The sequence below is a fragment of the Rhizobium sp. CC1099 genome, from assembly GCF_029714385.1.
GTDB lineage: Bacteria > Pseudomonadota > Alphaproteobacteria > Rhizobiales > Rhizobiaceae > Rhizobium.
This window is the reverse complement of the sequence record NZ_CP121642.1, coordinates 1282016-1295919: the sequence shown is the minus strand read 5'-3', so window position 1 is coordinate 1295919 and position 13904 is coordinate 1282016. Positions and strand designations below refer to the sequence as shown.

Below are 13904 nucleotides of genomic sequence, written 5' to 3'. Positions count from 1 at the left end.
CTCAGTATCCCGCTTTCTGCCGCTGGCGGCGAATATGCGGCGGCATCTCGGCATAGACGCCCTCGAAGATGTCGCGCACGGAAGGCCTGCCCCCGGCATGCAGTGTGCCGTGCTGCTCTGCCTTTCTCTGCGCCTCGATCACCTCGTCGATGATCTCGGCCTCCGCCTGAAGATGACGTTCTTCGGACCAGACGCCCCTGACGATCAGATGCTTTTTCAGGCGAAGAACCGGATCGCCAAGCGGCCAGGCCTCAGACTCCGTCTTCGGACGATAAGCGCTCGGATCGTCCGACGTCGAATGGGCGCCGACGCGATAGGTCACATATTCGATCAGCGTCGGGCCGAGATTCCGTCTGGCGCGCTCGGCTGCCCAGCAGGCAACGGCATAAACGGCGAGATAGTCGTTGCCGTCGACACGCAGCGCCGGGATGCCGAAGCCGAGACCGCGGGCAGCGAAAGTACCGGAGCCACCGCGGGCGATGCCCTGGAACGTCGAGATCGCCCATTGATTGTTGACGATATTGAGGATCACCGGAGCCTTGTACGTGGAGGCGAAAACCAACGCGGAGTGAAAGTCGGATTCGGCTGTCGAGCCATCGCCGATCCAGCCGGCGGCGATTTTGCTGTCGTTCTTGATGGCCGACGCCATCGCCCAGCCGACTGCCTGAACATATTGCGTCGCGAGATTTCCGGAGATCGTGAAGAAACCGTGGTCCTTCGAGGAATACATGATCGGCAGCTGCCGGCCGTGCAGCGGGTCGCTCTCATTCGAGTAGATCTGGTTCATCATCTCGACCATCGGATAGTCGTCGGCGATCAACAGTCCCGCCTGGCGATAGGTCGGAAAGTTCATGTCGCCCTTGCGCAACGCCTTGCGGAAGGCGCAGCTGACGGCTTCCTCCCCGAGATGCTGCATGTAGAAGGATGTCTTTCCCTGGCGCTGCGCCATCAGCATGCGGGCGTCGAAGGCCCTGAGCTTCATCATGTGGCGAAGGCCGGTGAGCAGTTCGCCGTCAGAAAGCATGCCCGACCACGGGCCGACGGCTTCACCGTCGCGATTAAGTACACGGATGATCGAATAGGCGAGCTCGCGGATGTCCTCAGACGCGACATCCACCTCAGGGCGCGGCACCGCGCCTGCCTTGGCGATCTTGACGTTGGAAAAATCAGGCTGGCCGCCCGGACGGACGGCGGGTTCGGGGACATGCAAGCTCAGTTGAGCGAATTCCGCCATATGGTCTCATTCCTCCCTTTGCCGTCCGCTCCTCTCCTCCAGGAGGGGACGGCATCCTTGGTTTACAGATTGCGCGCAATCACCATGCGCTGCACATCGCTCGTTCCTTCATAAATCTGACAGATGCGGACATCCCGGTAGATCCGCTCGACCGGATAATCGGCCATATAGCCGTAGCCGCCATGGATCTGGATCGCGTCGGAGCAGACCCGCTCTGCCATTTCGGAGGCAAAGAGCTTCGCCATCGACGCTTCAGAAAGACAAGGCAGGCCGCTTTCGCGCAATGCCGCTGCATGGAGGACGAGCTGGCGCGCGGCCTCGATCTGCGTCGCCATGTCGGCAAGACGGAAGGCGACGGCCTGGTGCTCGATGATCGGTTTGCCAAAAGCGACACGCTCGCGCGCATAGTCGCGCGCCGCCTCATAGGCCGCGCGTGCCATGCCAATCGCCTGCGCGGCAATGCCGATCCGCCCGCCTTCGAGATTGGCCAGCGCGATGCGGTATCCTTCCCCTTCCGCGCCGAGCCTGAGTTCGGCGGGGATGAGCATGCCGTTGAAGGCGATCTGGCAGGTATCGGTCGAATGGAGGCCAAGCTTTTCTTCGACACGGATGACTTCGTAACCGGGTGTATCGGTCGGCACGATGAAGGCGGTGATACCCTTCTTGCCGGCTTCGGGATCGGTGACCGCGAAGACGATGATCATCTGGCCATTCTTGCCCGAGGTGATGAACTGCTTGGCCCCGTCGAGCACATAATGATCGCCGTTGCGGCGCGCGCGGCTACGCAGGTTTGAGGCATCGGAGCCCGCCTGCGCCTCGGTCAGTGCGAAACCGCCGATCCATTCGCCGCTCGCAAGCCTTGGCAAGAAGTGCTGCTTTTGTTCTTCATTGCCGAATTTCAGGATCGGCACGCAGGCAACCGAGCTATGGACGCTCATGATGGTCGAGCACGGCCCGTCGCCGGCGGCGATCTCTTCGAGCGCGGCAGCATAGGCGACAGTGCCGGTGTCGGAGCCTCCAAAGGCTTCCGGAACGAGCATGCCGAGCAGGCCGAGCTCGCCCATCTCCTTCAGTTCCTCGCGGGGGAAGGCGTGATCGCGGTCGCGGGCGGCCGCGCCCGGCGCCAGGCGCTCGCGGGCGAAATCGCGCGCGAGATCGCGAATTTGCTGCTGCAGGTCGGAAAGGATCATCTGCGTTCCTCCCTTAGTGCCGTTCGAGGGCGACTGCAGTTGCCTCGCCGCCGCCGATGCAAAGTGCGGCCATGCCGCGCTTCAGGTCGTATCGCTCAAGAGCCGCAAGCAGCGTGACAATGATACGTGCTCCCGACGCACCGATCGGATGGCCAAGCGCACAGGCGCCGCCGTGCACGTTGACCTTGTCGTGCGGCAGATGGAGATCGCGCATCGCAGCCATGGCGACGACGGCGAAAGCCTCGTTGATTTCGAAAAGATCGACTGTATCAAACGACCAGCCGGCGCGATCGGAAAGCTTCTCAAGAGCACCGACCGGCGCCGTTGCAAAGAGATTGGGCGCCTGCGAATGGGTGGCCTGGGCAGTGATCGTGGCAAGCGGCTGCAATCCGCGGCGTTCGGCCTGCGAGCGGCGCATGAGGACCAGGGCTGCCGCACCATCGGAAATCGAGCTTGAATTGGCAGCGGTCACGGTTCCGCCGTCGCGGAAGGCAGGCTTCAGGGCCGGAATCTTTTCAAGTTTTGCCTTGCCCGGCTGTTCGTCGCGCGCAACCGTCAGTTCGCTTTTGCCGGTCTTGATGGTCACCGGTGTGATCTCTTCGTCGAAATAGCCGGCCTCGATCGCCTTTTGCGCCCGCGTCAGCGAGGCGATCGCATAGCTATCCTGTGCGGCGCGTGTGAATTGATAGGCCTCGGCGCAGTCTTCCGCGAAAGTGCCCATCAAACGTCCCTTGTCATAAGCATCTTCAAGCCCGTCGAGGAACATATGATCGACAACGCGCCCGTGGCCGAGCCGGTAGCCGCTACGTGCCCGATCGAGGAGATAGGGCGCATTCGACATGCTTTCCATGCCGCCGGCGATGGTGACCGAGGCACTTCCTGCGGCAATGAGGTCATGAGCAATCATCGTGGCTTTCATGCCGGAGCCGCACATCTTGTTAATGGTGCTGGCGCCGGTCGAAAAGGCAAGGCCAGCGCCGATGGCCGCCTGCCTCGCCGGCGCCTGGCCCTGGCCGGCCGGCAGCACGCAGCCGAACACCACTTCATCAACGGCCCCGGCCTCGACGCGGCTGCGTTCAAGTGCGGCCCGTATTGCGCAAGCTCCGAGCGCGGGCGCCGTAGCATCCTTGAGCTCGCCCTGAAATCCGCCGATCGGGGTGCGTGCCGAGCCGACAATCACGACAGGATCCTGCAATGGCATTTTACTCCTCCCTGGTAGCGCCTAACGCGCGCCCATCCGCAATGCGCCGTCGAGGCGAATGACCTCGCCGTTCAGCATGCTGTTCTCACATATATGGCGCACCAGGGCGGCGAATTCAGCAGGCCGGCCGAGCCGCGGCGGGAAGGGCACGCTCCTGCCGAGTGATTCGCGAACCTCAGACGGCATGCCTGCCATCATCGGTGTTTCGAAGATGCCGGGAGCGATTGAGAGGACGCGAATACCGTGGCGGGCAAGCTCGCGGGCAATCGGCAGCGTCATGGCGGCCACACCACCCTTGGAGGCGGAGTAGGCCGCCTGGCCGATCTGGCCGTCGAAGGCGGCAACCGAGGCCGTATTGATGATGACGCCACGCTCGCCTTCGCCATCCGGCTCCTGTTGCTGAATGGCTGACGCGGCGAGGCGCGTCATGTTGAACGTGCCGATCAGATTGATGCCGATCGCGTGCGAAAAGCTTTCGAGCCGATGCGGCCCATCGCGTCCAATGACCTTTTCGGCCGGGGCAACGCCGGCGCAGTTGACGAGCCCACGCAGGCCACCGAAGGTATCGAGCGCAGCGGCGACAACGCGCACACCATCTTCCTCGCTCGTCACGTCGGCACACAGGTATGAAACCTGCGCGCCGAGCTCTGCGGCGACCATCTCACCTGCCTCTTCATTAAGATCCGCAATGACGACGCGCGCCCCGTCTTCGACCAGCATCCGCACGGTTGCTGCGCCGAGACCGGACCCGCCGCCTGTGACGATGAAGGTTCCTCCACGAATCAGCATGGATCATCTCCCACGGCCCTACGATGCTCCTCTCATGTAGCGCCCAGCCAGAATAGCACGGACTTTATGTCGTCCCACTATTGCAAGCGATGACAGAACTGCTTCATATTTTTGGACAATTTTACCACACGGAGAGGGAAGGGGATGACTGAACTCGAAAGGCGCATGATCGCACCGGGATTCGTCGAAGAGGCACTCGAAAGCCTGCGCCGGATAGGAAAACCGACAGCCCCGCTCATTGCTGCGCTCGGACTGCCTCAGCGTGTCGACCAGCCGATATCGGCCGAGCGCTATGGTGCACTGTGGCTCGCGATTGCGGCCGAGCTCGATGACGAATTCTTCGGAATGGGCGGAAGGCCGATGCGCAGCGGAAGCTTCACGCTGCTCTGTCACTGCGTGCTGCACGCACGAAGCCTCGGCCAGGCGTTACGCCGGGCACTGCGCTTCCTCAATGTCGTCCTGGAGGATCCGCGCGGCGAACTCGTCGTCCGCGACGGCCTGGCTGAGATCGAGCTTGCGGACGCCGGCGGGCCTCGCTCGGCTTTCGCCTATCGCACCTACTGGATCATTTTGCATGGTATCACGTGCTGGCTGGTGGGCCGCCGGATCCCCATCCGGCTCGTCGATTTCCGCTGTGATGAGCCAAAACAGGGAGCCGATTACCGGCTCTTCTTCGGTGCCCCCGTCGGATTCTCTCAACCCGTCAGCCGGCTGGGTTTCGACAGCGCCATGCTGGACCTGCCGGTTTCGCGGACCGAGCAGGCACTAAAACAGTTCCTGCGTGGCGCACCGGCGAACATCCTCGTGCGCTATCGCTACGATGCCGGGCTCGCTTCCAGTGTCCGCCGGAGGCTGAGCAGGCTGCCGCCGGCTGCATGGTCGAATTTCGTGGACCTTGCGGCCGACATGCGCATGCCGGTTTCCACCCTGCGTCATCGCCTGAGTGACGAAGGGCAGAGCTATGCCGGCATCAAAGATGATATCCGCCGAGATATGGCCGTCGACTTGCTGCTCAATACGCCAAAGACGATCGGCGACATCGCCACACAACTCGGCTATTCCGAACCCAGCGCATTTTTCCGGGCCTTCCGCAAATGGATGTCGACGAGCCCAGATGCTTTCCGCCGGGAAAGCAGGCAAGCGGTGCCGACAATGTAGACGCCGGCGCCTGGCTCCGCCATCAACGAATCAAGAATGCCCTGAAATCGTTGACGTTGGTGCCTGTCGGGCCAGTCTCGAAGAGGTCGCCGATAGCCTGGAAGGCCGAATAGCTGTCATTGCCATCAAGCAGGCGGCGGGGATCGAGGCCGCCTTCGCGCAGGCGCCTGACGGTGGTGCCATCGGCAAATGCGCCGGCGTTATCTTGCGAGCCGTCGATGCCGTCGGTGTCTGCTGCCAGGAGATGGATGTCGTGTCCATCGATTGCGAGTGCGGCGGCAAGCGCAAATTCCCCGTTGCGCCCGCCTCTGCCGCCTTTGGCGCGCAGTGTCACGGTTGTCTCTCCGCCCGAGAGAATGACCACTGGCTTTTCGAACGGTCGGTTGCGGCCAAGAACCTCACGGGCGATTGCCGCGTGCACCAGTGCAGCGTCACGGGATTCGCCCTCGATTGAATCCGACAGGATCACGGGGGTGATGCCATTGGACTTCGCCAGTTGAGCGGCGGCCTCGAGCGACACACCGGCCGAAGCGATGATGTGATGTTCGTGTCCGGCAAAGATCGGATCGTCCGGAAAGGGAGCGTCTGCAGCCGGGGAGCCCAGGTGATCGAGCGCTGCCTTCGGAAGCTGCAGGCCATATTGCCGGACGATCTCGATAGCCTCATACCGGGTGGAGCGATCGGGAACGGTGGGACCTGAGGCGACATGCGCGGGATTGTCTCCCGGGATATCCGAGACGATCAGGCTGACGACGCGCGCTTTTGTGGCCGCCGCGAGCCGCCCGCCCTTGATGGTGGATAGATGCTTGCGCACGACGTTCATGGCCGAGATCGGCGCTCCGGAAGCCAGCAGCATTTCATTGAGCGCGATCTCACCTTCAAGCGTCAGGCCTTCGGGCGGCGCCGGCAGAAGCGCCGAGCCACCGCCGCAGATCAGTGCAATCACCAAATCGTCCGCCGTCAGATCTTTTAGCGCTTCGACCAACCGCTTCGATGCGGAAAGACCAGCGGCATCCGGCACCGGATGGGCAGCTTCGATGATGTCGATCTTCTGTGTTTCGCAGCCGTAGCCGTAGCGCGTCACGACCACGCCATCGAGCGCCGCGTCCCAGACGCTTTCAAGCGCGCGAGCCATTTGCGCTGCTCCCTTGCCCGCGCCGATCACCACCGTTCGGCCTTTTGGCTTCGCAGGCAGATGCGCCTTGATACCCGACAGGGGATCGGCGGCACCGACAGCTGCGTGAAACAGGGATGTCAAAAAGGTGCGGGGGGATGAAACAACCACAAGTAAATCTTTCGAATCTGCATTGCCGGACGCGTTAACGCACCGGCATCTCCTCAAGCTGCAGCTTCCAAGAGATTAACAGCTTAGGCAAGGCACGTTTGGCCAGTTTTGTGTATTCGCGCCATCGACGGGGGGCAAGCGGCACGTGAGACTGACCGCCGTATCCACCGTATGGCAGAGGAGGACTAAGCAGCGACGCGCAATACGGCCTCGCCGTCCGCCACTTAACCGATGATTATTGCTGCGCAATAGCCCATCGCAACGATTTTTCCGAGCAAATTCTTTCGTCTGAGCCATGCATGACGCAAGCAGTCCCGAGGTCTGGGGATCCGTGGGCCGAGGGTCCGAAAGACGGTCTTTTGTGGGTTCGACTCCCGCTCTCTTCCGCCGCCGTCGGGCCGATTCCGGAGGCTACCGATAACCGGTAGCAAGTGCTTCATCCGGTGAACGCGTTGGGCACGTTCTTGCGTGCCGTCAGACGCGGATAGCGGATGGGCTCGTGCCGAATTTCGCCTTGAAGCTTGCGGCGAAATGCGCCGGTGTCGAGAATCCGCAGGCGGCTGCGATTTCCGTGATGCTGGCTTTGCCAGCGCGTATGAACTCATAAGCCACCGCAAGCCGCCGCTCATGCACGAAACGGTGTGGCGTCTGGCCCGTGGTCAGTTTGAACATACGGGCGAAATGATAGGAGCTGAGGCCTGCCTCCGCGGCAAGCCGGTCGAGGCTGAGGTCGCCGGCGAGATCGGCATCGATCAATTGTATAATGCGTTTCAAAACGTGGGGTGAAAGCCCGCCCTGGAGGACAAGGCTGCTGGACCGGACTGGACCGTTCTTGCGCAGCACTTCGAGCAAGATGAGATCAGCCGCCTGGGCAAGTAAAAGGCGATTGGCGCTTTCCGACCAGTCGTTGGGCAGGATCGCCCTGTTGATGATGTCCGCAATGAAGCCGTCGGAAAAGAAACTCAGGTCGGGAAGCGTCAACGTCCGGCTGTCGCGATCGAAAACCTCGCCGGCCAGCCTCTGAAACCGGCCCTGAGAGATGTAGATGTGACAGAAATAGACGTCTCGGAGTACATGCCAGGCGCTGTCACCATCTGCCGGCAGCAGACAGAGCGCTCCCGACGAGCCTATCCCCGTCTGACCGCTGTCCATGCGGCGCACGGTACCATCGAGATAAAGGCTAACGGTGTGGTGCCCGGGATCGCGATAGGCAAGGCGGCTGTTGGCGAAGTTTCGCCATTGCGCAATCGTCAGGCCGCCGCCGAGATCAACCTGCCGCAGCAGCTTGGCGCCTACACCTTCCAAAGCGGATGAAATCGATCCCGTTTGCATGCTTTCTCATAAGGCCGCGGCGGTATCTCCTGCAACTGGGTGCTGCCGAAGACCGCAAGATTTCGATAGTCGCGCAAGTCTATGATAGCGGCGGGTGGTGCAGTGCCATAGAAGACGCCGTTCGATGCCTCCGACAGGAAAGACAGCTAATGGCGCCGCTTCTCTTCGTTCTCACCGTCCTTATATGGGGCACCACGTGGTTTGCGATCAAGCTGCAGGTCGGCATCGTGCCCGCGGAGGTTTCGATCCTCTACCGTTTCGCGCTCGCAGCCATTCTGCTGCTTGGATTGCTGGCCCTGCGCCGGCGCCTGCCGCCACCGCCATTGAATCATTGGCTGACAGTCGGCGCTCAGGGCCTTTGCCTGTTCTGTTGCAATTTCCTCTGCTTCTATTATGCCGCCGGCATGCTGCCGAGCGGCATCGTCTCGGTCGTTTTTGCAATGGCAACCCTATTTAACGCGGCGAACGGCTGGCTCCTTCAAGGAAATCGCCCGAGCGCCCGTGTGATGTTGGCAGGCGCCGTTGGCCTCGTCGGCCTGATGCTTCTTTTTGCAGATGAGATGCGCGCGCTCGACACCACGCCTCAGGGCGGACTTGGCCTTTTGCTGGCACTTGCCGGCACCTATTGCTTCTCGCTCGGCAATTTCCTCTCAGCTCGCCATCAAAGGCTGGGGCTCGATCTTTCGTCGACGACGGCCTATGCGATGGTCTGCGGCGTGGCGGCGCTGGGCGCCATTGTACTTGTCCGCGGCCTGCCTCTTACTTTCGATCCATCGCCGGTCTACACGGGCGCGCTGCTCTACCTTGCGATCCCGGGAAGCGTCGTCGGCTTCCTCGCCTATCTGGCGCTCGTTGGCCGATGGGGTCCGGCGCGCGCTTCCTATGCGACAGTGCTGTTTCCGCTCGTCGCCTTGACGGTCTCGACACTCTTCGAAGGCTACGTCTGGACCGCCGAAGCCGTGCTCGGCCTCATCTTCGCGCTTGGCGGCAACGTCATCATGTTCGGCAGGCCCATCAGGCTGCGGCGAGCCGCCCCAGCAAGCCCGACGTGAGTGTTGGATCTGGCAGGCAATTTAAACTGCCTTTGGTGATGTGTCGTCGCGGTTGTTTTCCGCTTTGACGAGGCCTTCGCGAAGGTGTTGAACATCGGATTCCTGAGCGTAGTGCATCGATGCAAGAAATGACGGTATGTCAAATTGCGGGGCAAGCGCTCTTACTTTCTCCAGATGACCTGTAGCGGCGATTTCATCACCGAGCCAGCCGTAGCATGCAGCGACGAAGGCGTGCTGGACGTGATCCATAACTGACAGATGCATAAATGCTTCGATCGCCTCGCCGTACTGATGCGCAGCAAAATGTGATTTTCCGAGGTGGCTCCAAAACCGCTCGGGGTGATGAGGATTGAGCCGCATTGCTTTACGGATCCATTCTATCCCCTCTTCGGGCCGCCCGAGCCACGTCAGCAGCTCGCCTTGCTGAACCACCACCAGGTCATAATTTGGATTGAGGGAAAGCGCGCGCTCCTGGTGATACCGCGCTGTGGTCAAGGCATTATTGTTCACGTTCACCGCTGCCAAAATTCGGTGAACGTCGGCGTCGTTGTCATCCAGCGCCAGCGCCCGATCCAACGCGGCAACGATCTCATCCCACACTGCATCCTTGTCTTCGCACCAGCCGTTGACCCAGGCTTGGCCCAGAATGCACGCCCGCCACGCATGGGCATGGGCATAACCTGCGTCGAGCGCGACGGCCCTGTCTATAAGCAATTGCGCCTGCTGATTGTCCGACACAGTGCCCTTGTGATGCAGTACCTTGGCGGCAAGCGCGCACTCGTATGCGGCCATATTCGCTGGTTTTGTTCGTGCAAGCTGGTCGCGTTGGGCTGCTTCGACGCGACCGGGCAAAGTGGCCACTATCGCGCCCGTTACCTCGTCCTGTATCGCGAATATGTCGTCAAGCTTCCGATCGTATTTGTCCGCCCAAATATGAGCATCGCTGACTGCATCGATGAGCTGGACGGTCACACGCACCCTGTCGCCTATCTTGCGAACACTTCCCTCCACCAAGTACTGAGCCCCAAGCTTTTGCGCGACTTCGCGTACGTTCACGGCGCGGTTTTTATAGACAAAGCTCGAATTGCGCGAAATGACGAACAGCTCGTGACGGCGGGATAGTTCGGTAATGATGTCCTCTGTAAGGCCGTCGGCGAAAAATTCCTGATCGGGGTCGCCGCTCATGTTGATGAATGGCAGCACAACGATAGAAGGTTTCGCAACGGATCGTTTCGCATCCAGGTCATCCAATTGACCGGGCAGGGCGGACGCTTCGAGCCCGACACGAAAGAGATGAACCGGACGGCTTATATTCTTGAGCGTCTTTTCTCCCAAATCCTCGATGGCGACTTCGAGCCGGTCGACAATTTGTGTCGCTACGGCCGCGGTGATGCAGACGCCGCCGACGTCGGCCAATTGCTCGATCCGAGAAGCAATATTCACACCGTCACCAAAAATATCCTGCTCGTCAAAAATGATGTCGCCGAGGTTGATCCCGATCCTGAATTCGATCCGCCGATCTTGCGGCACGTCCGAATTACGCCGCTTCATACGCTGCTGGATCTCCACGGCGCACTTTACCGCATCAGAAACGCTTTGGAATTCGACAAGCATGCCGTCACCCGTGGTCTTAATGATGTGACCCTTGTTCTTCGCGATCGCGGGGTCCATCAGTTCGATTCGGTGAGTTTTCAAGCGGGCGAGCGTGCCTGCTTCATCCATCTCCATCAGCCGGCTGTAGCCTGCCATGTCGGCCGCCAGGATCGCGGCTAATCTCTGTTCCATTTCATTTGCCAACAAACAAGAATGACATTTTTTCGCGAGAGCTCTAACCCAGAGTCCGATAATCTCCCAGTTTGGGCGCCCGACATTCGATTCTACAGCACGTCGAGGAAATCGACTATCTAAATTAGTTTCTGCTTTTATACGAGGGTGCCGCCGAAGATGAGACGGCAATTTGCCGGGTGCGACGCTCTTCCTCTCGGCGACTGCTACCAAGTGCCGGTGGCGAGTGCGAATGGTGACTATTCGGCAAAGTCGTAGCGGATCGGCAGTGCGTCAGCGCGCCACACAACACGGCGTGGACGAAAACGCCAGTAGCGTTCGGCCCCTTCTAGGGGCTTGACGCAAGGGTGATCGAATAACAGCTCGGCCTCGCCGGTCAGTTGCAGGAGATCGCCGGTCGAAAAGTCAAAAAACGCAAGCCCGGCATACGGATTGAGCATGATATTGCCAAGTGTGTTGAAAAAGCGGTTGCCAGTGTAATCGGGAATCGTCAGCCACCCGTCTTCGCCGATATGGACAAAGCCCGAACGACCGCCGCGATGCGACACATCGACCTGTCGTGCTCCGGAAACGTCTACATAGGTAGCGACGAAAAAGGTATCCGCCTGCTCCACCAGTGCGCGGGCCGCATCGTCAAGCCAAGAACTTTCACGCGGTGGCACGGAAGAGAGTCGCGCCGGATCGCGAACGAACCGGACCTGCCGAAGCTGGATGTATTTCGGGCAGTTGCCGAAGCTCTGATCGACCAAAACATCGAAGCCGCCCGCATGCCTCTGCAATGTGCCGTTCAAGCGGTTGCGGCGGCGCGTGCCGAGATCGATGCCAAGAAGGGCGAGAGGGGAGCCGTGGTCCATGCCGGTTTCGGCGGGATCGGCAAACTCCCTTTCCAGCTCGACGCAGAGCCTGCGGGAATCCCGCGCATGGAGAAAGCCCGGCCGACCGGAACGAAGAGTGGCCCAGACGTCGCCTTCTCGGTCCACGGCCCCCAAGACCATCATCGGTAGCAGCGGATAAAAATCCCTGTGCTGGTCGATCAGATGATCGCGCACGACGCGGCGCCCGACCTCATCCATTCGCGCTTCGACGCCGAGCCGCGTCTGGAGAGCGATTTCGCCATGATGCCATGGCGACGCAAAAAAAGTCGGGCCTTCCACAGCGATACTCCTCAAGCCGCAAGGCCGACTGGGGTCTTCTGGAAGTCGACAAAGCCGGGCAGTGCCTCGACACGGCTTAGCCAGGCGCGGATGTTTGAATAGTTCTTGAGATCCACGTCGCCCTCCGGGGCGCGGGCCACGTAGCTGTAAAGGGCGACATCGGCAATCGTCGCTCGGTCGGCAGCGATCCAGTCCCGGCCTTCCAGCTCAGCCTCTATGAGCACCAGTATGGCATGAGCGCGCGGGATGACTTCTTCCGGGCTATAGGGTGCCTTGAAAACGTTGATAAGCCGCGCCTGCGCCGGACCATGCGCGATCTGACCGGCCGCCACTGATAGCCATCGCTGGACGGCGGCGGCGCCTTTGGGGTGCTCGGGAAGCCAGTCGTTCCGTCCTGCCTTCTTCGCAAGATAGACAAGAATGGCATTGGAATCGCAAATAATGGTGCCGTGGTCGTCGAGTACCGGGACCTGGCCGAACGGGTTCAGCTTGAGGAATTCAGCCTGCTTGTGCTCCAGTTTCGCCAGATCGACGAGCACAAGCTCGTGGCCGATGCCAAGCAGGGAGAGAAAGAGTCGCGCACGATGGGCGTGGCCCGACAGCGGATGATAGTAGAGCTTCATGTCAGCCTCCTGAGTCATAAGGTCGGCTGCATGATGATTATTAAGATCAATGATGGTAAGAGTGAAAGAAGGCACTAAACCATTTCACAAGTTGAAATAATAGAATCGGCCAAAGGAGAGGTTGATGGACCGGTGGCAGGCGATGCGGGTATTCGTACAGGTGGTGGACAGCGGCGGTTTCGCGCCAGCGGCTAAAGTCCTGCATATGAGCCCTCCATCGGTAACGCGAGCGGTATCCAAACTGGAAAGCTTGATCGGTACACGACTCCTCGTCCGCACGACCCGTTCGCTAAAGCTGACGGCAGCTGGCGAAGGCTATATGACCGACTGTCGACGGATACTCGCGGAAATTGCCGAGGCGGAGGCCAATGCGGCGGGCAGCTTCACGCATCCGGCGGGATTGCTTACCGTGACGGCGCCTGCGCTTTTCGGGCGCATCCACGTGCTTCCCGTGATACTCGATTTTCTCGATCTTTATCCTGCCATGCAGGTCAAAACCGTATTCGTCGATCGCGTCACCAACCTGGTTGAGGAAGGTCTGGACGTTGCCGTGCGTATCGCAGCACTTCCCGCCTCCGGCCTCGTCGCACGTCGGATTGGGTCTATCCGGCAGGTGCTTTGCGGTTCGCCAGACTATTTCGCCCGTCAGGGCGAGCCAAAAAAGCCGGAGGATCTTGCGGGTCACAGAATGATCGGACGCGACGGCCTTTTTGGCCATTCAGAGTGGCTGTTCGGAAAGGACAGCAGCATTCGCGTGCCCATCAGCGCCAGGCTCATCTGCAACACGAATGACGCAGCGATCGCGGCCGCTGTGGCGGGCTGGGGGCTTTCCCGCTTCCAGTCCTACCAAGTGGCGCCAGAGATACAGGCCGGCCGTCTCAAGGTGATGCTTGCAGAGTACGAGCGCGAGCCGGTCCCAGTTCACATCGTTCACGCGCAAGGGCGCATGGTTTCCGCCCGGGTGCGTGCCTTCGTGGATTTCGCGGCAGAACGCTTGCGGCGCCGCGCGGGCGTGAATGCAGAGCTTTCGGAAAGCAGATGAACGCCAGCGAAAAAAGCACGCCGCGAGATACTCACCGGCGACGTCCGGGCGATGACGTC

The 13904-nt window shown here is 60.7% G+C and carries 12 protein-coding genes; 3 read left to right on the top strand and 9 right to left on the bottom strand.

The annotated features are described in order from the left end of the window. Window position 1: 1 nt before the first annotated feature. The 4 genes from QA644_RS27365 to QA644_RS27350 form a co-directional block, all read right to left on the bottom strand. Complete coding sequence (locus QA644_RS27365; protein ID WP_074071966.1) at window positions 2-1234, bottom strand: 3-methyl-2-oxobutanoate dehydrogenase (2-methylpropanoyl-transferring) subunit alpha; 1233 nt, start codon at window positions 1232-1234, stop codon at window positions 2-4. Between the two features lie 62 nt (window positions 1235-1296). Then, window positions 1297-2424, bottom strand: a complete 1128-nt coding sequence (locus tag QA644_RS27360) for an acyl-CoA dehydrogenase family protein (protein ID WP_283072485.1) — start codon at window positions 2422-2424, stop codon at window positions 1297-1299. 13 nt (window positions 2425-2437) lie between these two features. Continuing rightward, window positions 2438-3625 carry an acetyl-CoA C-acyltransferase gene (locus tag QA644_RS27355; protein WP_283072484.1) on the bottom strand — a complete coding sequence of 396 codons (1188 nt, stop codon included), beginning with the start codon at window positions 3623-3625 and terminating at the stop codon, window positions 2438-2440. A 21-nt stretch (window positions 3626-3646) separates the two neighbouring features. Continuing rightward, window positions 3647-4414: a 3-hydroxyacyl-CoA dehydrogenase gene (locus QA644_RS27350; RefSeq protein ID WP_194731108.1), complete on the bottom strand. Its 768-nt coding sequence runs from the start codon at window positions 4412-4414 to the stop codon at window positions 3647-3649. Window positions 4415-4558: 144 nt separating this feature from the next. Here QA644_RS27350 and QA644_RS27345 point away from each other — a divergent pair, with 144 nt between their 5' ends. Next, window positions 4559-5572 (top strand): AraC family transcriptional regulator, encoded by a 1014-nt coding sequence (locus tag QA644_RS27345; RefSeq protein ID WP_194731109.1) that lies wholly within the window; start codon window positions 4559-4561, stop codon window positions 5570-5572. A gap of 22 nt (window positions 5573-5594) precedes the next feature. Here QA644_RS27345 and QA644_RS27340 read toward each other — a convergent pair whose 3' ends face one another. Beyond that, window positions 5595-6857 carry a glycerate kinase gene (locus QA644_RS27340; protein WP_239600625.1) on the bottom strand — a complete coding sequence of 421 codons (1263 nt, stop codon included), beginning with the start codon at window positions 6855-6857 and terminating at the stop codon, window positions 5595-5597. A 474-nt stretch (window positions 6858-7331) separates the two neighbouring features. Then, a complete protein-coding gene (locus QA644_RS27335; RefSeq protein ID WP_194731111.1) occupies window positions 7332-8189 on the bottom strand; it encodes an AraC family transcriptional regulator in 858 nt (285 codons plus the stop codon). A gap of 149 nt (window positions 8190-8338) precedes the next feature. Here QA644_RS27335 and QA644_RS27330 point away from each other — a divergent pair, with 149 nt between their 5' ends. Continuing rightward, on the top strand, window positions 8339-9241 hold the full coding sequence (locus tag QA644_RS27330) for an EamA family transporter (protein WP_074071958.1): 903 nt from the start codon (window positions 8339-8341) through the stop codon (window positions 9239-9241). A 21-nt stretch (window positions 9242-9262) separates the two neighbouring features. On the opposite strand, the gene QA644_RS27325 is transcribed toward QA644_RS27330, so the two are convergent. The 3 genes from QA644_RS27325 to QA644_RS27315 form a co-directional block, all read right to left on the bottom strand. Further along, on the bottom strand, window positions 9263-11026 hold the full coding sequence (locus QA644_RS27325; protein WP_283072483.1) for an adenylate/guanylate cyclase domain-containing protein: 1764 nt from the start codon (window positions 11024-11026) through the stop codon (window positions 9263-9265). 239 nt (window positions 11027-11265) lie between these two features. Next, window positions 11266-12180 carry a pyridoxamine 5'-phosphate oxidase family protein gene (locus tag QA644_RS27320; protein WP_283072482.1) on the bottom strand — a complete coding sequence of 305 codons (915 nt, stop codon included), beginning with the start codon at window positions 12178-12180 and terminating at the stop codon, window positions 11266-11268. Between the two features lie 11 nt (window positions 12181-12191). Further along, window positions 12192-12803, bottom strand: a complete 612-nt coding sequence (locus QA644_RS27315) for a glutathione S-transferase (RefSeq protein ID WP_283072481.1) — start codon at window positions 12801-12803, stop codon at window positions 12192-12194. A 124-nt stretch (window positions 12804-12927) separates the two neighbouring features. Here QA644_RS27315 and QA644_RS27310 point away from each other — a divergent pair, with 124 nt between their 5' ends. Continuing rightward, window positions 12928-13845 carry a LysR family transcriptional regulator gene (locus QA644_RS27310; RefSeq protein ID WP_283072480.1) on the top strand — a complete coding sequence of 306 codons (918 nt, stop codon included), beginning with the start codon at window positions 12928-12930 and terminating at the stop codon, window positions 13843-13845. The last annotated feature ends 59 nt before the right edge of the window (window positions 13846-13904 follow it).